The following is a 20468-nucleotide window of genomic DNA, read 5'->3' as shown; positions in this document are numbered from 1 at the left end:
GTGAGGAGCCGGCTCGGGCCGCGGCGAGGGGGGTGGTTGAGGGGATGACTCGGGCCGTGACGCGGGCCGTGACGCGGGCTGTGGCGCGGAACACAAGCGAAACGATTTCGTTTCGCTGGAGGGGCGAGTACCGTCGAGGTGTACGAAACAGTTTCGTGAGGAGCCGGCTCGGGCCGCGGCGAGGGGGGTGGTTGAGGGGATGACTCGGGCCGTGACGCGGGCCGTGACGCGGGCTGTGGCGCGGAACACAAGCGAAACGATTTCGTTTCGCTGGAGGGGCGAGTACCGTCGAGGTGTACGAAACAGTTTCGTTCGGGCGACTGGTGTTCGAGTCGACCGGCGAGGCTCGCGTGCGCACCCCGAGACACCCGCGTACGCACCCGAAGTACCCGCGTGCACACCGGGACACCCGCGCACGCACCCCAGGACAGGAGGCCGGCACATGGCGCGCACCAGGCTCACGCCCGAGCGCGAGGACGAGATGTACGCCGCCGTGCTCGACCTGCTCCGCGAGGTCGGCTACGACGCCCTGACCATGGACGCCGTCGCCGCCCGCACCCGTTCCAGCAAGGCCACCCTCTACCGCCAGTGGGGGAGCAAGCCCGAGCTGGTCGTCAAGGCTCTGCGGCACAACAAGCCGGTGTCCCTCCACGAGATCGACACCGGTTCGCTGCGCGGAGACTTCCACGCCGCGCTGAGTCGTACCGACGACTGCCAGATGGAGAAGGACTCCGCGCTGATGCGGGGTCTGAGCCATGCCGTCCACGAGAATCCCGATCTGCACAAGGCCCTGCACGAGCTGCTGATCGAGCCGGAGATGACCGGCCTCGACCAACTGCTGCGCCGAGCCGTGGACCGGGGCGAGGTGCGTCCGGACAATCCGGCGCTGAAATACGTGTCACACATGCTGATCGGCGCCTTCGCCGCCCGGTTGCTGGTCGAGGACCGCTCCGTCGACCAGGCGTTCCTGATCGACTACTTCGACTCCGTGGTTCTCCCCGCTCTCGGAGTCTGAGGTACCGATTCCCCGGACCGACCCCGCTCCCCGCGAGGCCGGTTCCCTCCCCTCGCACGGCCTTCTCCCCGCTCCACCTGACACGCCGCTCTCGTCGTCGGGCCGGCTCCACACGCCCTTTTCCACCCATACGACCTGACCGGGAGTACGCCCCCGTGGCCACATTCCTCTACAAACTCGGACGGCTCGCCTTCCGGCGCCGCCGCTACGTCGCCCTGGTCTGGGTGGCGCTGCTGGCGCTCGCCGGATTCGGCGCGGCCTCCGCTTCCACCGCCACCTCCAGCTCCTTCTCGATACCGGGCACGGAGGCGCAGCGCGCCTTCGACCTGCTGGAACAGCGCTTCCCCGGAGCCAGCGCCGACGGCGCGACCGCCCGGGTCGTCTTCAAGGCACCCGGCGACGAGAAGATGACCGACCCGGCCAACAAGGCCGAGGTGAACAAGGTCGTCGGAGAGCTGAAGTCCGGCTCGGACCAGATCGCCTCGGTCACCGACCCGTACACCGCCGGTGCCGTCAGCAAGGACGGGTCCACGGCGTACGTCTCGGTGTCCTACAAGGTCACCTCGATGGAGCTGACCGACGGGACCCGCGAGTCCCTGGAGGACGTGGGCCACGCGGCGCAGAAGAGCGGGCTGACCGTCGAGATCGGCGGCGACGCGCTCATGGTGATCCCGGAGACCGGGGCCACCGAGATCATCGGCGTCGCGGTCGCCGCGGTGGTGCTGGTCATCACCTTCGGCTCGCTGGTCGCGGCCGGGCTGCCGCTGCTCACCGCCCTGATCGGCGTCGGCGTCGGCGTCTCGACGATCACGGCGCTGGCGAACGTGCTCGACCTCGGCTCCACCACCTCCATCCTCGCGATGATGATCGGCCTCGCGGTCGGCATCGACTACGCGCTGTTCATCGTCTCCCGCTACCGCGCCGAGCTGGCCGAGGGCCGGGAGCGCGAGGAGGCGGCCGGGCGGGCCGTCGGCACGGCCGGGTCCGCGGTGGTCTTCGCCGGTCTCACCGTCGTCATCGCGCTGGCCGGCCTCGCGGTCGTGAACATTCCGATGCTGACGAAGATGGGCTTCGCCGCGGCCGGCACGGTCGTGATCGCCGTCCTCATCGCGCTCACCCTGGTCCCGGCGATGATGGGCTTCGCGGGCAAGCGGGTCATGGGCCGCAAGGCGCGCAAGGCCGCCGAGGTCCCGGACGGGGCCCCGTCCGGGACCTCGGCCGGGACCGAGGGCAAGCCGAACATGGGCACCCGCTGGGCGCGGTTCGTGCTGCGCAGGCCGGTGTGGGTGCTGCTGATCGGCGTCATCGGCCTCGGCACGGTCGCCATCCCGGCCGCCTCCCTGGAGATGGGCCTGCCCGACGACGGCTCCCAGCCCACCAGCACCACCCAGCGGCGCGCCTACGACCTGCTCTCGGACGGCTTCGGCCCCGGCTTCAACGGCCCGCTGATGGTGGTCGTCGACACCGCGAAGAGCTCCGACGGCAAGGCCGCGGCCAAGCAGGTCTCCGACGAGATCTCCGGCATCAAGGGCGTCGTCGCCGTCACCCCGGCCCAGTTCAACAAGGCCGGCGACACCGCGATGATCACCGTCATCCCGAAGGACCGGCCCAGCTCCGTCGACACGGAGAACGTCGTCCACTCGATCCGTGACGCGGGCGAGGGCATCAAGTCCGACACCGGCGCGGAGGTCCTGGTCACCGGCTCCACGGCGATGAACATCGACTTCTCGCAGAAGATGAACGACGCGCTGCTGCCGTACCTGGCGCTCGTCGTCGGCCTCGCCTTCCTGCTCCTGATGCTGGTCTTCCGGTCGGTGCTGGTGCCGCTGAAGGCGGCCCTGGGCTTCCTGCTCTCGGTCGTCGCGGCCCTGGGCGCGGTCGTCGCGGTCTACCAGTGGGGCTGGCTCGGCTCGCTCTTCGGCGTGGAGCAGACCGGCCCGATCATGTCGATGATGCCGATCTTCATGGTGGGTGTGGTCTTCGGTCTGGCCATGGACTACGAGGTCTTCCTCGTGACCCGGATGCGCGAGGCGTACGTCCACGGCGAGAAGCCCGGCCAGGCGATCGTCACCGGCTTCCGGCACGGCGCCCGGGTGGTGACGGCCGCGGCCGTGATCATGATGGCGGTCTTCGCCGGCTTCATCGGCTCCAGCGAGCAGATGGTCAAGATGATCGGCTTCTCGCTCGCCATCGCCGTCTTCTTCGACGCGTTCGTGGTCCGGATGGCGATCGTGCCCGCGGTCCTCGCCCTGCTCGGGAAGCGCGCCTGGTGGCTGCCGAACTGGCTGGACCGGATCCTGCCGAACGTGGACGTGGAGGGCGAGAAGCTGCGCGAGCAGCTCGGCGAGACGTCCGCCGAGGGCCGCGGACCCGGCGGCGACGCCGAGGACGAGCGCGAGCTGGCCCGGGTCTGATCGGGCCTCCGGGCCTTCGGGCCGGGCCTCCGGGCCTTCGGGCCGGGCCTCCGGGCCTTCGGGCCGGGCCTCCGGGCCGGGTCTGAGCAGGCCCCGGGTCCTCGGGCCGGGTCTGAACGGGCCCTCGGACCCGGCCCGGATCGGGAAAGAGACTCCGGGGCCGCGTCCGAGCGGGACGCGGCCCCGGAGTCTCTTTCCCGATCCGGGCCGGGTCCGAGTGGGCCTGCGCGGTGCCCGACAGCGGGGCCGCCACCACCGCCAGGGCGGCTCGCCGGTGAACGAGAGCGCCCCCGGCCGCCCCCACAGGTCCGGCCCGTCCGGCACCGAACGTCCGGCGGCGCGCGTACGACCCCGTCCCGGTCCACCGGGACGGGCAGTGCTCCCACGGAGGAAGAACCTTGTTGAAGAGCAGCATGGCGGGACGCGGGGCGGCCCGTGCGGCGGCCGTCCTCACGGCGGCGGCCCTGGCGGTGGTGGCGGCCCCGCTGTCGGGCACCGCGCAGGCCCACGAGGCGGTCTCGGGGGCGCTCTCGTTCACCGGCGAGCCCGGCGAGTTCGTCTCGGACGGGCAGTCCCAGCAGTTCGCGGCGGGTTCGGTCGAGATGTTCGACGTCACCGGCCCCACGGACGAGAACGCCGCGGGCGTCACGATCGTCACCCCCGAGGGCCGTCGCTGGTCCCTCCGCCTCCAGGCCCCCGACGGCCGGAAGCTGACCGAGGGCACCACCTACACCAACGCCTCCCGCCGGCCCGACGCCCGGCCGGAGGACCCGAAGCTGGAGTTCGGCGCGGACGACCGCTGGTGCACCACCAGCACCGGCTCCTTCACCGTCTCCCACATCTCCTACGGCCCCTACGGCTACATCCGCGAGCTCGACGTCACCTTCGAGCAGTACTGCGACGGCTCCGCGCTGCCCCTGCGCGGCGAGGTCCACGCCCGCACCGCCGAGCCGCCGGCCGAACTGGCCATCGGCCTGGGCCTGGACCCCGAGGGCCGGCTCGACACCAAGAGCGGCGCGGTCACCGTGGGCTCCACGGCGACCTGCAACAAGCCGGCCCGCATCGCGCTCTCCGGCCTGGTCGCGCAGACCCAGAAGACCGGCGAGGCGGTCGGCCGGTACGAGGACGAGGTCGTCGACTGCGTCCCCGGCGCCCCGGTCCCGTGGAGCGTCACCATCCCCGCCACCGCGATGGAGCCCGGCGTCTCCTTCCGCACCGGAACCGCCCTGCTGCGCGGCTTCGGCAAGGCGGACGACCGCGACTACCCGGCGACCGTGAACGCCGGTGACAACACGGCACAGATCACTCTGGTCAAGTCCTGACCCTTCGACACCTTCCGTGCCGCACCGGCACGGAGCACAGCACACCCGGCACCTGACACGTGCCACACCGGCACACCTCGCACACGCGGCACGCGGCACACGACTCGTGACACCCAACACGTGACGTGCGACACGTGAAATGTGAAATGCGACCGGGGCTTCACGAGCAGTTCACCCGTGAAGCCCCGGCCGCTTTACCACCGGCGTGGGAAAACCGCCACTGGTTGTGAACATTCAGAGTCAAGCGTGCAACTGGCGCGTCGGTCTTGACAATTGACTGTCTGGCCGATGTTAAGATCATCTTACTTCCAGTGGGCTGACGGCATATGGGGGCATTCCGGGAGGGATGAATTCCTCGGCCACACATCCGGAGGGGCCTTCCTTGGGTGGCGCAAGCAAGGGCTCGACCAGCTCGGGACATGCGACGCACGAGGGAGCGCAGAGCCGTTTCCCTAGCCATGGCACTTGAAGTGAGTTTCATGACATTTGCACAGGGCCCTCTTTTCTGGGCACTGGTTGTCGTCGCGCTGATCGCCGTGGGTGCCGTTCTGCGCGCTCGCAGGATCAATATCGGACTGCGCAGACAGAACGCCGAAATCCGGGCCGACCGTGATGCGTTGCAGCGCAACCGGGATGAACTGCACATGGCCCACACCACCTTGACGCACCGCCACTCCTCCGAGCTGGCCGAGGTCCGCAGGGACGCCGAGGAGGAGACCAAGGCCGTCCTCAAGGCGGCCGTGCGCACCCTCCAGGGGCTCGCGGACGAGCAGCAGGTGGTCATCGAGAACGCCCAGAAGAAGCACGGCGACGACCCCGGCATGCTCGCCGACCTGATGGCCGTCGACCACGCCAACAGCCAGTTCGGGCGCCGCGCGCAGGGCATCGCGGTGCTGTGCGGCGGCTGGCTCGGGCGCCGGGAGACCGTCGCCTCGGTCTTCGACGTGGCCCGCAGCGCCCAGGGCCGCATCCGGCAGTTCGACCGGGTGCGGATCAACGGGCAGGTGAACTTCTCGGTCGTCAGCAAGGCCGTGGAGCCCGTCGCGGTCGTCCTCGCCGAGCTGCTGGCCAACGCCACCAACTACTCCGCCCCCGGCACCCCGGTGGAGATCAACATCCAGGCCGTGCCGAAGGGCGTCTGCATCATCGTCGACGACGCCGGCCTCGGCATGGGACAGGAGGAGAAGGACCGTGCCGCGGCACTGCTCGCGCCGCAGGCCGCGATCAGCGTCTCCAGTCTGGGCATTCCCCCGCAGTTCGGCTTCGCCGTCTCCGGCGTGCTGGCCGCCCGCTACGGTTTCAGGGTTTCGGTGGACTCCGTGTCCCCCTACGGAGGTGTGCGCGCGGTGATCCTGCTGCCCGACGAGTTGCTCACCAACGACGTGCCCGTCGCTCCCCCGGCCGCCGTCCACCACGAGGCGGACGTGGCGGCGTTCCCCCGGCGCCAGGCGCCCGCGCAGTCCGCCCCCGACCGGGCGGTTCCCGCGCAGTCCCCGACCCCGCTGTTCCCGCCGGCCTCCCACCCGATCGCCACCCCGCAGCCCGCCGGGCCTGCCGGGCCTGCCGGAGCGATGCCCACCACCGCCGGCGGCCTGCCCAAGCGTCGTCGCAAGAGCCCCGTCTCGGTGGTGCCGTCGGCCGAACCCGGCCCGGCGCGCAGCAGTGAGGAGACCGCTTCCCGCCTGGGCGCGTTCCAGCGCGGAACGCGGTCCGGGCGCGACATGACGACGACGGAAGGACCCGAGTTCCCGTGAACCCCGACCTGACCTGGGTACTCAACGATGTGATCCAGGTACCCGGCGCCCGGCACGCCATCCTCGTCTCCGCCGACGGCCTGCTGCTGGCCAGCTCCAGTTCCATCGGCCGGGACGACGCGGAGACCGTGGCCGCCGCCATGAGTTCCATGCAGTCGCTGAGCCGGGCCGTCGCCCCCTTCATCGGGGACCGGACCCCGGGCCGCTGGCGCCAGACGCTGCTGGAGTACGAGCACGGCTGGATCTTCCTGATCGCGGCGGGTTCCGGCGCCTACCTGGCCGCCGCCGCGGCGGCCGACGTCGACATGGAGGCCATGTCCTTCCGCATGCAGCAGCAGGTCACGGCGCTGGGGAAGGCGATGACCACACCTCCCCGCCACAACGCGGGGGCGGGAATAGACGCATGACGACGCCGGGCGAGGAACAGTCGGTCAACAGCGGGTTCGTCCGGTCCTACGTGATCACCGGCGGGCGCGGTCTGCCCGACGCGGGGGACCTCTCCCTGGTCACCCTGGTCACCATCGCGCCGGACCGGCAGCCGCCGGCCAACGCGAGCCCGGAGGTCCGGGCGATCTGGGAGCTGTGCTCCGGCGGTTACCTGTCGGTGGCCGAGGTGGCGGGCCATCTCGGCCAGCCGGTCGGAGTGGCCCGGCTGCTGCTGAACGACTTAGCGGAACAGGGTCATCTGATGCGCCGCAAGGCGCCGCCGCCGGCTCAGCTCGTTGACAGGAAGATCCTCGAAGAGGTGTTGCATGGACTCCACGTCCGGTTCGGCTGAGAGCATCTATGTGCCGGACGCGGTGCGGCGTGCGGCGAAGATCCTGGTCGTCGGACACTTCGCCGTGGGCAAGACGACGCTCATCGGCACCCTCTCCGAGATCACTCCGCTGCGCACCGAGGAGCGGATGACGCAGGCGAGCGCCCACATCGACGACCTGCGGGGCGCGCCCGACAAGGTGACCACGACGGTCGCGCTGGACTTCGGGCGTCTGACGCTGAGCGACGAGCTGGTGCTGTACCTGTTCGGCACGCCCGGACAGCAGCGCTTCGTCGAGCTGTGGGAGGACATGGCGCGCGGTTCGCTCGGTGCGCTGCTGCTCGTCGACCCGGCCCGTCTCGCCGACACCTTCCCGGTGATCGACCTGGTCGAGACGTACGGGCTGGAGTACGCGGTCGCGGTGAACAGCTTCGACCCGTACTCGCAGCACGCCGAGGACGAGCTGCGCGAGGCCCTGGACCTGCTGCCGGACACCCCGGTCGTGTACTGCGACGCCCGGGACGAGAAGTCGTCCGCACAGGCCCTGATCACCCTGGTCCAGCACCTTCTGACCCGCGTGGCCTGAAGGGGCCCGGCCGGCGGGAGCCGGCCCGGCGCCCCGGACCGCCCGTCCCGCAGGTACGGGCGGTCCGGCCCCGTTTCCGTCCACCGCCCGTCCCGCCCGTTCCGCCCGTACGGGCGGTCCGGGCCCCTTTTCCGTCCACCCTCCGGGTCCCGCGGGACCCGGACCCACATCGAGGAATGACATATGGACTCGTCGCCGGGAGCCACCCCGTACGGCGCCCCCACCGGGTGCCCGATGCACGGGGAGCGGCAGACGTCGCTCTACGGGCCGGAGTTCGCGTCCGACCCGCAGCGCGTGTACGACGCGTTCCGGGTGCACGGCCCCGCCGCCCCGATCGAGCTCGCGCCCGGGGTGGAGGCCACCCTGATCGTGCAGCACGAGGCCGCGCTCCGGGTGCTGCAGAACCCGTCCTTCTTCGCCCGGGACGCGCGGCGCTGGGCCGCGCTGCGGGAGGGGCGCGTACCGCTCGACAGCCCGGTGCTGCCCATGATGGCGTACCGGCCCAACTGCCTGTTCACGGACGGCACCGAGCACCTGCGGCTGCGCAAGGCGGTCACCGAGAGCCTCAGCCGGCTCAACACCACCCGGCTCAGCCGGGACGTGGAGCGCATCGCCGACTACCTCATCGACCAGTTCATCGAGCGCGGCACCGCCGACCTGCTGGGCGAGTACGCCAAGTTGCTGCCGCTGCTGCTGTTCAACCAGCTCTTCGGCTGCCCCGGTGACATCGGCGACCGGCTGACCCGCAGCATGTCCGCCATCTTCGACGGCGAGGACGTGCTCCGGGCCAACGACGAGCTGACCGAGTGCCTGATGGAACTCGTCGCGCTCAAGCGGCGCCAGCCCGGCGAGGACATCACCTCCTGGCTCATCCAGCACCCGGCGGGGCTGCGGGACGAGGAGTTGAAGGACCAGCTCGTCATGCTGATGGGCGCGGGCATCGAGCCGGAGCGCAACCTGATCGCCAACGCGCTGCTGCTCATGCTGTCCAGCGACACCGGTTCCGAGCAGCGGCGGGGCACCGGGATGCTGGTCGAGGACGCCCTCGACGACGTGCTGTGGAACAACCCGCCGATCGCCAACTACGCCACGCACTACCCGGTGCAGGACGTCGACCTGGGCGGTACGACGCTGCGGGCGGAGACCCCCGTACTGATCAGTTTCGCCGCCGCGAACAGCGATCCCGCGCTCACCGACGCCCGCCAGACCCTCAGCAAGGGCGCCCATCTGGCCTGGGGCGCGGGTCCGCACGTCTGCCCGGCGAAGTCCCCCGCGCAGCTCATCGCCCTCACCGCGATCGAGAAGATCCTCAACACCGTGCCCGATCTGACCCTCGCCGTGTCGCCCTCCGGCATCGAATGGCGGCCGGGTCCGTTCCACCGCGCACTGGTGTCGCTGCCGGTCCGGTTCAGCCCGAGCCCGGCGCGCGGCGCCAGGACGACGGCGATGCACACGCCCGTTTCGCCCCGAATCACCGTGCCGGGCGAGGTGCCCGCGCCGCAGCCCGGCCACGCCCAGCAGCCGAAGAAGGCGAAGGGCTGGTGGAGTTCCTTCCTGGACGTCTTCCGCGCCTGACCCGCGCGGGCAGGGGGACTTGTCCGCACAAACCGGTGTTTCACGCCGTCAGGAGCGGTGGTTCCGGAGGAAGTCGAGGACACGCCCGACATATGACAAGGGGCCGGGCGGGCCTTTGTCTGTGATAGGGACAACAGCGATCCACGCATGGTTGCCACATATGGAGGGGTAGGTTCTGCCGGTAACCAGGAGCCAAGTACGAGGAACTCTGCGTGAGCGCTATAGGTGGCAAACCCGGACCCCGTGACGGCCGCCGTGCCCTCATCCCCCTCCTGCGACGCCTCAGGTCGCCGGAGGGGCAGGCGGATCCCTACCCCGTACTGGCCTCGCTGCGCGCCATGGGCGATGTGGTGCGCGCACCCTGGGACGCGTACTTCGCCACCGGCTTCGACACGTGCAGCGAGGTGCTTCGCGGCCGCAACTGGCTGGCTCCGGACTTCGCCTGGCAGGAACGCCAGGCGGACACCGAGCGCTGGGAAGCGGTCGCGACACGGGAGATGACCAAGACCCTCTCCCGCCTCAACGCCCCCGAGCACACCTGCCAGCGCCGCAGCCTCGGCAACCTCTTCGACCGGTCGACCGTCCAGCGCCTGACCCCGCAGGTCGAGGGGCACGTCACCCGGCTCCTGGACGAGCTGGCCGACAAGATGCGCTGGGGCGAGGCCGACTTCGTCAGCACGGTCAGCGAGCAGCTCCCGATCAGCACCATCGGGAGCTGGCTGGGGATACCGCCCGAGGACTACCCCCACATCCTGGAGATCACCCACAACCAGGTGCACGCCCAGGAACTGCTGCCCACCAAGGAGCAGCTGGCCGTGTCCGCCGAGGCGACCGTCCGGCTGCGCGCGTACTTCACGGAGATGGTGCGCAGCCGCCGGGAGCGGCCCGGCAACGATGTCCTGACGGGCTGGATCCACACCTGGGACGCGCGGGAGCCCGACCGCGAGCGGGCGGACGAGATCCTCTACCGCCTCACCATGTTCGTCACCATCGCCTCGCTGGAGACCACCGCGACGCTGCTGTCGGCCATGGTGGAGCTGCTGCTGAAGGAACCGGGCCAGTGGAAGTGGCTCGCGGAGCACCCCGGGCACATCGACTCCGCCGTCGACGAGGTGCTGCGGTACGACCCGCCGATCCACATCAACACCCGGATCGCGGCCGAGGACACGGTGCTGGCCGGTGTCCCGATCGCGAAGGACAGCATGGTCCACGTGCTGTACGGGGCCGCCAACCACGACCCTCGGCGCAACGAGAACCCGGACACCTTCGACATCCGGCGCACCGGCACCCACCTCACCTTCGGGGGCGGGGTGCACTACTGCCTGGGCGCGGCCCTCGCCCGCCTGGAGGCGCGCACGTTGCTGACCCAGCTGCTGAACCGTTTCCCCACCCTGCGCACCGTCTCTCCCGCGGTCTACGCGTCCCGGCTGGTCTTCCGGCGGGTCACCTCGCTGGGCGTGGCGGTATGAAGCCCTCCCTCACCGAACGCCGCTCCACGGCCGGCAAGTCCGCCGCCGAACCCCGGTCCACCGCCGAACCCCGGTCCACCGCCGAGCCCCGGTCCACCGCGGGCACCCGGTCCGCCGCCGGCGGCCGGTCCACGGGCAGTCGCTCCACCACGGCCCGCCGGCCCGCCTCCCGCCGCTCCTCCCGCAAGCGGCCCCGCGTCCTCGACGTCCGGCGCGAGGGCCCCGTCCTGCACATCGGGCTGAACTCCCCCGCCACCGGCAACGCGGTCACCGAGACGATGCTCGACGAGCTGCTGACGGTCCTGGCGGTGCCGGACCCCGACGTGCGGGTGCTGGTGCTCAGCGGGGCCGGGGACGACTTCTGCCTGGGCGGCGACCGCGACGAGTTCGCCGACTGGCTCGACGAGGACCCCACCGGGCGGGGCATCCGGATCGCGGGCGACAAGGCCCGCCGGGTCTGCGAGGCGATCTCCACCAGCCAGGCCGTCACCATCGCCCGGGTCCAGGGCAGGGCGATCGGCGCGGGCCTGGCGCTGGCGCTCGCCTGCGACCTGCGGGTCGGTGCCGAGAACGCCGGTTTCCGGCTGCCGGAGCTGGCCCTCGGGCTGCCCACCGCCTGGGGCGGTCTGCTGCCCCGGCTGATCCACGAGGTCGGGGCCGCCCGCGCCCGCGAACTCATCCTGACCGGGCGCGCCTTCGACGCCGCCGAGGCGCACGCGCTGTCGATCCTCCAGCGCGTCGTGCCCGAGGACCGGCTCGACGCGGCGGTCATGGAGTGGGCGAAGCCCGTCGTCCGCCGCCCCGAGGCCGCCCTGCGCGTCACCAAGGCCCTGCTGAACTCCTACGCGGCCCCCACCCGGCTGGCCGATCCGGCCGTGCTGGACGCGGAGTTGATGGCCACCGTCGCCGCGGCCACCCGGCGGCGGTAGGGCCCCGGGAGACGGTGAGCCCTCGGAGGCGGCAGGGCCCCGGGGAAGAACGGCCCGCCCTCAGGAGGAAACGCCCTGGTTCCGGGGAGGGACCTGGGACCCGGTCGTCATCATCCGGCCGGCGACCGGGCTCGCGAGGAGCAGGCAGAGAACCGCCCACCAGGGAGGGCCGTTGAGGGTGCGGTACACCGCCGTGCCGATCTCCTGCCCCACGAACTGGACCATGACCAGGGCACCCGCCGCCGTGCCGGAGTACCGGGGGACGACATCGGCGGTCGCGGTGGCGAAGAGCGGTGTGAAGACCAGCCCGATGCCCAGGCCCGCGACGAGCACGCCGGGCAGCAGGACCGGGTACGGGGCGTCGGCCCCGATGGCGACGATTCCCAGGGCCAGTCCGAGCGGCGTGACCAGCAGGCCCGCCACGACGACGCGGCGGGGCGGCATGCCGCGCCGCAGCAGGCGGGGGGAGAGCTGGGTGGCGCCGATGACGACCGCGGCGAACATGGGCAGCATCGGCAGGCCGAACAGGGGCCACGAGGGGGCGAACTCGTCGCCCGTCATGACGGCCAGGGGCGGTATCAGGCAGAGGATGCCGATGCCGACGAGGAACATGGTCAGGAAGCCGCCCAGGCGGCTGCGGTCCCGGAGGGTGTGCGGCGGGAGGAGCGGGGTCGGTGTTCTGCCCTGCCACCACAGGAAGGACATGAGCAGGGCGAGACCGCCGAGGAGCGCGAGGATCACCTGCAGGGAAGCCCAGTGGGCCCGGGGGGGCAGCGCGAGACCGTAGGCGAGGGCGGCCGGCCCGAGGGAGCCGAGCAGCACCCCGGGCAGATCGAAACGGGCGCCGGTACGGTCCGGGCGGTCGTTCGGCAGGACGCGGACGCAGGTCAGAGCGGCCAGGGCGAGGAGCAGGCCGACGATCGGTACCGAGCGCAGGCCCAGGGGGCCGGTCACGAGCAGTCCGAGTACCGGGGCGCAGATGCCGACCGCGGCGTAGAGGCCGAAGGCTCTGTTCCGTTCCTTCGCCTCGGTGAAGCCCGTGGCCACCATGGCCAGCGCCGCCGCCGTCACGAGTGCGCCGGAACCGCCTTGCAGGACGCGGGACAGGACCGCCGCGGGCGTGTCGGAGGAGAGGGAGGAGCCCTGGGCCGCGGCGGCGAGCGGGACGGACGCCGCGAAGCCCATCAGGCCGATGATCAGCGTCCGTCTGCGCCCCACGAGGTCCGCGATGTGGCCGCCGGGCAGCAGCAACCCGACGAAGGCGACCACGAAGGCGTAGGACAGCACCGAACGCTCGCCGTGGGAGTGGAACTCGTTGCCGCTCGCCGCTTCGAACAGCACCGCCAGCTGTGCCAGCACGATCACCCCCAGTCCCCGGGGGCGGCGGGATGCCGGGGCGGGGACCGTCGGGGTGTACGCGGGGGACGCGGAGGGTTCTCCGGGGGCCGTCGGGGTGTACGCGGGGGTCACGGAAGGGGTGCCGGGTGGCGCGGAAGGGGTGCCGGGGGCCGTCCGCGTCACGGGATCGGCGGCGGGTTCCTCGGCCCGCGCCGCAGGCACGTAGTCGAGCAACTGGGCGGCGCGGCGGCCGAGTTGTGCCAGCACCTCCCCGGGCAGCCATACGCCGCCGTCGTCCCCGCCGGTGCGGGCGGAGATCTCCGCCGGGGTGGGCCGCCCGGCCGGGTTCTTGTCCAGGCAGGCGCGTACGAGATCCACGAGGGACTCCGGTACGCCGGTCAGGTCGGGCTCGTCCTCGGCGATCTGGAAGAGGTGGGCGCTCAGACCGGTCTCGGTGGCGCCGAAGAGAAGGCGTCCGGTGGCGGCGTACACGAGGACGGCGCCGAGGCAGAAGACGTCGCTGGCGGGGGTGAGTTCCCGTCCCCGGACCTGTTCGGGGGACATGAAGCCGGGCGAGCCGATCAGCATGCCGGTGCGGGTGTGCAGGCTGTCGCCGGCCAGGCTGTCCATCGCGCGTGCGATGCCGAAGTCGATCACCCGCGGCCCGTCCACGGTCACCAGGACGTTGGACGGCTTGAGGTCGCGGTGGATCAGCCCCGCCTCGTGCACGGCCCGCAGCGCGAGGGCGAGGCGGTTGGCGAGGACGCGGACCGAGTGCTCGGGCAGCGGGCCGTAGTCGTCGGCGACGACCGTCGTCAGGTCCGGTCCGGGCACGTACTGGGTGGCCACCCAGGGCACTTCGGCCCCGGTGTCGGCGTCCAGGACGTCCGCCGTCCAGTTCCCGCCCACGCGCCGGGCCGCCGCCACCTCGCGGGCGAAGCGCTTGCGGAATTCGGCCTGTGCGGCGTACTCGGCCTGTACGACCTTGACCGCGACCGTACGGCCGACCTCGGAGCGGCCGAGGTAGACCAGCCCCATGCCGCCGGCGCCCAGGCGGGCGATGAGGCGGTAGGGGCCTATGTGCGCGGGATCTTCGGCGGCCAGTGGGATCACGGCAGGAATCTAGCGAAGGCCGTCCGCCGCGGGGGGAGAAACGGAGGAGATCGACGCCGCCGCGAACATTTCCCGCCCCACCGCGCCGTCGCGCCGACGCCTCACCGCACTGCCGCCCCACCGCGCCGTCGCCAGTGACATCGGCCACAGGGGTTTCCGGTGTTCCGCTCGCCGGTTAGTAGACGGCACCCCCGGTGGAGCGGTGGCGTTTGTCCGCGTTGGTGGAGCCATGTCCGTACATGCTCCGGCAGTACTCCGGGCCATCCGGCGGTCGTGGCCGTTCCGTGGGTGTGCGAACGGTGCTGACGGGGCGACAGTGCCCGTCGGGGCCCCGGCGCACCCCACCAGCACGCCCGCGCGCCCGTTTCAAGCGCCGCGCCGGACTACGGGCCGGGGTAGTACTTCCGCCTGTTGCCCCGTTCCGGGGGCCTTCCAACAATGACGACCGCAAGGCGCCCGAAGCCGGGCGCGGAAGCTGCGCGGGACCGGCCGCACGGGGCCGGGCCCGCGAACACCGAGCGAGGTCACACATGAGGAAGCACCGCAGGAAGAGGCCCGGCCGGCGGATAGCCGTCGGCGTCCTGGCCCTGGGCGCCGTGGGAATCCCCTCCGTCGCCATGGCCTGTTTCGACCCCCACGAGAAGCCGGCCGCCGAGACCTCCTGGCGCCACACCGCGCACCGGGGCGCACCGAAGGCCCCCACCGTGCCCGCGAGCGCGCCGAAGCCCGCCGCACCGGCCGGGAGCACCCCGGCCACGAGCACCCCGGCCACCACCTCCCCCGCCGCGGCCCGCGTACTGGCCCTCGTCAACGGCGAGCGCGACAAGGCTGGTTGCTCCCCGCTGACCCTGAACTCCGAGCTGACGAAGGCCGCCCGGGCCCACAGCGAGGACATGGCCGCGCACCGGAACATGTCCCACACCGGCTCCGACGGCTCGACGCCCGGCGACCGGATCACGGACGCCGGCTACGAGTGGCGCGCGTACGGCGAGAACGTCGCCCACGGCCACGAGACCCCCGAGAGCGTCATGGCGGGCTGGATGGACAGCCCCGGCCACCGGCGCAACATCCTCGACTGCTCGTTCAAGGAGATCGGCGTGGGCCTGGCCGGCCCCGGCGACTACTGGACCCAGGACTTCGGCACGGCCCGCTGATCGGCCCCGTACGACCCTCGCACCGATCAACTCCGTACGGTTCCACGGGAGTTTCCCCCACGATCGCCCGCGGAACCGTACGGACCGCCCCGCCGTTCCGCGTGGATCGCCCTGCACCGGGAGTTCGTCCGCCACGGCGCGATCATGCCCACCCTGCCCGCCGGGACCGCCGGGACCGCCGGGACCGCCGGGACCACCGGGACCACCGGGACCACCGGGACCACCGGAAACGCCACCGCCCCCGGAGCCTGACGCCGGACCCGGAGAGCCGGAGAGCCGGAGGAACGGGAAGCCGGAGGAGAGAAGCGGAAAGCCGGAGGAACGGAAAGCCCCGGGCGGATGCGGCACGCCCTTCCGTCCTGTCCCGGGAGCAGGGCGGGCCGGCCGCGTACTGCAACGACAGTACGGACGAGTGCATGCGGGCGCACGACGACGATGACGTCCCGCTTCACGAAGGATCGAGGCATTCCTCCGGCAGGGCCGCGGGCCCGCCGGAGCGCGGCACACCCGCCGCCGTCCTGTCGCCCGATCCAGACTGGAGCGCCGCTTCGTGGCTACCTTCCTCCACCGACTGGGCCGCTTCTCCTTCCGGAGACGCCGGCTCGTCGCCCTGCTCTGGGCGGTGGTCCTGGCCGCCTGCGCATTCGCCGCGGTCAAGGCGCCGACCGCCGCCGAGGACGGGTTCTCGATGCCCGGAACGGAGTCGCAGAAGGCGTTCGACCTGCTGGACCGGCGCTTCCCGGGCGGCGGTTCGGACGGCGCCGAGGCCCGTATCGTCTTCGTCGCCCCCGAGGGGCAGAAGGTCACCGCGGGCGCGAACCGGGCGGCCGTCGAGCGGATCGTCGCCGACGTGGCGGCCGGTGACCAGGTCAAGGCCGCCCTCGATCCGTTCAGCACGCCCGGGGCCGTGAGCCGGGACGGCAGGACCGCGTACTCCACCGTCGCCTACGACGTACCGAACACCGACCTCACCGACGCCACCACCGAGGCGCTGGAGGACACCGCGAAGGCCGGGCGGGAGGCCGGGCTGACCGTGGAGCTCGGCGGTACGGCCCTGGTGCCGGAGAACGAACTGGGCGGCACGACCGAACTCGTCGGGGTGGCCGCCGCCGCGGTCGTCCTGCTCATCACCTTCGGGTCGCTCGCCGCGGCGGGCCTCCCGCTGCTCACCGCGATCGTCGGCATCGGCGTGGGCGTGGCCTCGATCGTCGCCATCGGGATGTCCACCACGACCACCACGCTCGCCCTGATGCTGGGGCTCGCGGTCGGCATCGACTACGCCCTGTTCATCGTCTCCCGCTACCGCACCGAACGCGCCGAGGGCCACGACGCCGAGGAGGCCGCGGCCAGGGCCGTGGGCACGGCGGGCTCCGCGGTCGTCTTCGCCGGCCTCACCGTCGTCATCGCGCTGGCGGGCCTGGCCGTGGTCGGCATCCCCGTCCTCACGAAGATGGGCCTCGCCGCCGCGGGCACCGTCGTGATCGCCGTACTCGTCGCGATCACCCTGCTGCCCGCCCTGCTCGGCTTCTGCCGCCGGGCCGTCCTGCCGCGCGCCGCGCGCCGCGCCCCCGCCGGGGGCGGCCACGCGCGGCGGACCGGGGACGACCGGCCCGGCGCGGGCACCCGCTGGGCCCGCTTCGTGATCCGCCGGCCGCTCGCGGTCCTGGTGCTCGGCGTCCTCGGCCTCGGCCTGATCTCCGTACCGGCGCTCGACCTCCAGCTCGGCATGCCGGGCGACGAGGCGAAGTCCACCTCGACCACCCAGCGCCGCGCCTACGACGCCCTGGCCGACGGCTTCGGCCCCGGCTTCAACGGCCCGCTCACCGTCGTCGTCGACGCCAAGGGCTCCGCCGACCCGAAGGCCGCCGCGGCGCGGGCCGCGAAGCGGCTCGCCGCCACCGACGGCGTCGTCGCCACCACGCCCCCCGCCTTCAACGCGGCCGGTGACACCGCGGTGCTCACCGCCGTGCCCGCCACCGGCCCCAGCTCCGAGGAGACCACCGACCTCGTCCGCACCATCCGTGACGAGGCGCGCGGTCTGCGGGCCGAGACCGGTGCGACGATGCTGGTCACCGGCACGACCGCGGTGAACATCGACGTGTCGCAGAAGGTCACCGGCGCGCTGGTCCCCTACCTCGCGCTCGTCGTCGGCCTGGCCTTCCTGCTCCTGACGGTCGTCTTCCGCTCGCTGCTGGTCCCGCTCAAGGCGGCGCTCGGCTTCCTGCTGTCGGTGACGGCGGCCTTCGGCACGATCGTCGCGGTCTTCCAGTGGGGCTGGCTCGCCGACGCCCTGGGCGTCGAGCAGACCGGGCCCGTGATGAGCATGATGCCGATCTTCCTGATCGGCGTGGTCTTCGGGCTGGCCATGGACTACGAGGTCTTCCTCGTGACCCGGATGCGCGAGGCGTACGTCCACGGGGAGCGGCCCGGCGCGGCGGTCGTCACCGGGTTCCGGCACAGCGCCCGGGTCGTCGGCGCCGCGGCCGTCATCATGATCGCGGTGTTCGCCGGGTTCATCGGGATGAGCGATCCGATGATCAAGATGATGGGCGTCGGTCTCGCCGCGGCCGTCCTGTTCGACGCGTTCGTCGTGCGGATGACGATCGTGCCGGCCGTGCTCGCCCTGCTCGGCGACCGGGCGTGGTGGCTGCCCAAGTGGCTGGAGAGGGTCCTGCCCCGGGTGGACGTCGAGGGCGAGGCACTGACCACCGGCGGGGCCGCGGTGCCCGCACCGGCGACGGAACCCGCCCCCGGTCCCGTGCGCGTGTGAGCCGCGCCCCGGCCCGGCCGTCCGCCCGCGCGGCAGGACGGCCGGGTCGGCGACCATGGACACGAGCGCACGGAAGCACGTCCGCGCGGAGAGCAGCGGGACGAAGAGAAGGAAGAGGAAGAGACGCGTGTTCGCCGACTGGTGGCAGCGGGCCCGACGCCATCCCCGGGCCGTGGACGCGGGGGTGGCCGCGGTGCTGTGGGGCTTCGCGGTCTTCACCAGCACCCTGACCGAGGCCCGGATCGTCCGCCTCCCGCCGCTCGGCTTCTCCCTCGCCGCCCTCGTGCCCTCCCTCGTCCTGCTGCTGGGGCAGCGCCGGTTCCCGCGCACGGTGGTCGTGGTGACGGCGCTGTGCGGCGGCCTCCTGGGCGCCATGAGCAGCCACATCGGCTTCGACCCCAGCCCCAGCGTCGCCGGTGCCGCCCTGGTGGCCCTCTACCTCCTGGCCCTGCACACGGACCTGCGCACGACCTCGGTGTACACGGCCCTGGTGGCCGTCGTCCTCCTCACCCTCTCCGTCGCCCTGGGCAAGGGCACGCTGTTGCGGCCCGACCAGATCGGCACCCTCGCGTGCGTCCTGCTGGCGGGCGCCGTCGGCGAGTCGGTACGGACCCGGCGCGATCACCTGGCGGCCGTGGAGGCCCGCGCCGAACTGGCCGAGCGCACCCGCGAGGAGGAGGCGCGGCGGCGGGTGGGCGAGGAGCGGACCCGGATCGCCCGCGAGCTGCACGACATCGTCGCGCACCACATCACCCTCGCCCACGCGCAGGCGGCCACCGCCGCGTACCTGCTGCGCAGCAGGCCCGACCAGGCGCAGAAGACGCTCGACCAGCTGGCCGGGACCACGTCCTCCGCACTGCGCGAACTCAAGGCGACCGTGGGCCTGCTGCGCCGCGAGGGCGACCCGGAGACCCCGCTGGAGCCCGCCCCCGGGCTGGCCCGGCTGCCGGAGCTGATCGCCTCGTTCGAGCAGACCGGGCTGACCGTGTCGGTGTCCGTGGAGGGCGAGACCCGGCCGCTGCCGCCGGGCGCGGACCTGACCGCGTACCGGATCGTGCAGGAGGCGCTGACCAATGTCACCAAGCACTCGGGCGGCGCGACGGCCTCGGTCCGGCTCTGTTACGCGCGCCGGGTGCTCACGCTCACCGTCTCCGACGACGGCCACACACCACCGCCGCCCCCGGCGGCGGGCGCGGCGGGCACATCGGGCTACGGCCTCATCGGCATGCGCGAGCGGGCCCTGTCCGCCGGTGGCCGACTGGCCGCCGGGCACCGGCCGGGCGGAGGCTTCGAGGTGACCACCGAACTCCCCCTGGACCCGACGGGGACGACGGAGACGCTGGACCCGACGGGGACGACGGACACGGCGGAGCCCGGAGGACTGCTCCCCGGGGCCGACGGTGACGAGGAGAGGAGGGCGCGATGACCATCCGGGTGCTGCTGGCCGACGACCAGGCGCTGCTGGCCGGGACCTTCCGGCTGCTGATCGACTCGAACGACGACATGGAGGTCGTCGGTGTCGCGGCGGACGGCCGGGAGGCGGTGGAGAAGGCCCGCGCCACCGTGCCGGACGTGGTCGTGATGGACATCCGCATGCCCGGCACGGACGGCATCGCGGCGACCGAGGAGATCTGCCGCGACGAGGCGCTGCGCGGGACCCGCGTCCTGATCCTCACCACGTTCGAGATCGACGAGTACGTGGCCCGGGCCCTGCGCGCGGGCGCGAGCGGCTTCCTCGGCAAGGACGCCGGTCCCGAGGAACTGCTGGACGCCATCCGGACGGTGGCCGCGGGCGACACCCTGCTGTCGCCCACCGCCACCCGGGCCCTGGTCACCCGCTACCTCGCCCGTCCCGAGGGCCGGGTCGCCGCGCCCGGGGCCCTGGACGTCCTGACGGCCCGCGAGCGCGAGGTGATGGCGCAGGCGGCCGAGGGCCTGTCGAACGACGAGATCGCCGGGCGGATGCACGTCAGCCCGCTGACCGTGCGCACGCACATCGGGCGCGCGATGACGAAGCTGGGCGCCCGTCACCGGGCCCAACTGGTCGCCATGGCCTACCAGTCGGGCCTGGTACGGGTGGACCCGCCGCAGGAGCGGGAGCCGTCCGGGCATCCCCCGTACCCGCCGCAGGACCGGGAACCGCCCGGACATCCCCCGCCGTCCGACCCGCCCCCGCGGCCCCGGGACCGTCCGGGCATCCCCCGTACCCGCCGCAGGACCGGGAACCGCCCGGACATCCCCCGCCGTCCGACCCGCCCCCGCGGCCCCGGGA

General features: G+C 72.5%; 14 protein-coding genes and 1 pseudogene. 14 read left to right on the top strand and 1 reads right to left on the bottom strand.

Features of this window, described 5'->3' with window-relative positions; genetic code table 11:
- Window positions 1–442 precede the first annotated feature (442 nt).
- From EAO76_RS15645 to EAO76_RS15600, 10 genes are all read left to right on the top strand, one after another.
- Window positions 443–1015, top strand: coding sequence for a TetR/AcrR family transcriptional regulator (locus EAO76_RS15645; RefSeq protein WP_148836555.1), 573 nt, complete (start codon window positions 443–445; stop codon window positions 1013–1015).
- A 155-nt stretch (window positions 1016–1170) separates the two neighbouring features.
- Entirely contained in the window at window positions 1171–3429 is a 2259-nt protein-coding gene (locus EAO76_RS15640; RefSeq protein ID WP_148836554.1) for an MMPL family transporter, read from the top strand.
- 398 nt (window positions 3430–3827) lie between these two features.
- Window positions 3828–4751, top strand: coding sequence for a hypothetical protein (locus tag EAO76_RS15635; RefSeq protein WP_222872175.1), 924 nt, complete (start codon window positions 3828–3830; stop codon window positions 4749–4751).
- Between the two features lie 479 nt (window positions 4752–5230).
- On the top strand, window positions 5231–6505 hold the full coding sequence (locus EAO76_RS15630; RefSeq protein WP_148836553.1) for an ATP-binding protein: 1275 nt from the start codon (window positions 5231–5233) through the stop codon (window positions 6503–6505).
- Window positions 6502–6912, top strand: a complete 411-nt coding sequence (locus EAO76_RS15625) for a roadblock/LC7 domain-containing protein (RefSeq protein WP_148836552.1) — start codon at window positions 6502–6504, stop codon at window positions 6910–6912. The genes EAO76_RS15630 and EAO76_RS15625 overlap by 4 nt, the downstream gene beginning before the upstream one ends.
- The gene (locus EAO76_RS15620) at window positions 6909–7283 is read left to right on the top strand and encodes a DUF742 domain-containing protein (protein ID WP_148836551.1); all 375 of its coding nucleotides are present in this window, start codon (window positions 6909–6911) and stop codon (window positions 7281–7283) included. The genes EAO76_RS15625 and EAO76_RS15620 overlap by 4 nt, the downstream gene beginning before the upstream one ends.
- Window positions 7258–7848 carry an ATP/GTP-binding protein gene (locus EAO76_RS15615; RefSeq protein WP_148836550.1) on the top strand — a complete coding sequence of 197 codons (591 nt, stop codon included), beginning with the start codon at window positions 7258–7260 and terminating at the stop codon, window positions 7846–7848. Before EAO76_RS15620 ends, EAO76_RS15615 begins: the two co-directional genes overlap by 26 nt.
- A 183-nt stretch (window positions 7849–8031) precedes the next feature.
- Complete coding sequence (locus EAO76_RS15610) at window positions 8032–9423, top strand: cytochrome P450 (protein WP_148836549.1); 1392 nt, start codon at window positions 8032–8034, stop codon at window positions 9421–9423.
- A 338-nt stretch (window positions 9424–9761) separates the two neighbouring features.
- On the top strand, window positions 9762–10892 hold the full coding sequence (locus EAO76_RS15605) for a cytochrome P450 (protein WP_148836670.1): 1131 nt from the start codon (window positions 9762–9764) through the stop codon (window positions 10890–10892).
- Window positions 10889–11821 (top strand): enoyl-CoA hydratase/isomerase family protein, encoded by a 933-nt coding sequence (locus EAO76_RS15600; protein ID WP_262375496.1) that lies wholly within the window; start codon window positions 10889–10891, stop codon window positions 11819–11821. The genes EAO76_RS15605 and EAO76_RS15600 overlap by 4 nt, the downstream gene beginning before the upstream one ends.
- 60 nt (window positions 11822–11881) lie before the next feature.
- Here EAO76_RS15600 and EAO76_RS47595 read toward each other — a convergent pair whose 3' ends face one another.
- Window positions 11882–14272, bottom strand: coding sequence for a bifunctional serine/threonine protein kinase/MFS transporter (locus EAO76_RS47595; protein ID WP_187438638.1), 2391 nt, complete (start codon window positions 14270–14272; stop codon window positions 11882–11884).
- A gap of 530 nt (window positions 14273–14802) precedes the next feature.
- Between EAO76_RS47595 and EAO76_RS15590 the strand changes: the two genes are divergently transcribed.
- From EAO76_RS15590 to EAO76_RS15575, 4 genes and pseudogenes are all read left to right on the top strand, one after another.
- Window positions 14803–15426: a CAP domain-containing protein gene (locus EAO76_RS15590; RefSeq protein ID WP_148836548.1), complete on the top strand. Its 624-nt coding sequence runs from the start codon at window positions 14803–14805 to the stop codon at window positions 15424–15426.
- A gap of 550 nt (window positions 15427–15976) precedes the next feature.
- A complete protein-coding gene (locus EAO76_RS15585) occupies window positions 15977–18196 on the top strand; it encodes an MMPL family transporter (RefSeq protein WP_148836547.1) in 2220 nt (739 codons plus the stop codon).
- A 127-nt stretch (window positions 18197–18323) separates the two neighbouring features.
- Complete coding sequence (locus EAO76_RS15580) at window positions 18324–19622, top strand: sensor histidine kinase (protein ID WP_262375495.1); 1299 nt, start codon at window positions 18324–18326, stop codon at window positions 19620–19622.
- Window positions 19619–20287 (top strand): annotated as a pseudogene (locus EAO76_RS15575) (response regulator); the annotation flags it as partial. The gene EAO76_RS15580 and the pseudogene EAO76_RS15575, both read left to right, overlap by 4 nt.
- Window positions 20288–20468 lie beyond the last annotated feature (181 nt).

The sequence above is a fragment of the Streptomyces sp. sk2.1 genome (assembly GCF_008120935.1).
GTDB lineage: Bacteria > Actinomycetota > Actinomycetes > Streptomycetales > Streptomycetaceae > Streptomyces.
Note: the sequence above shows the minus strand (reverse complement) of the source record. Positions and strands in the feature narration are given on the sequence as shown.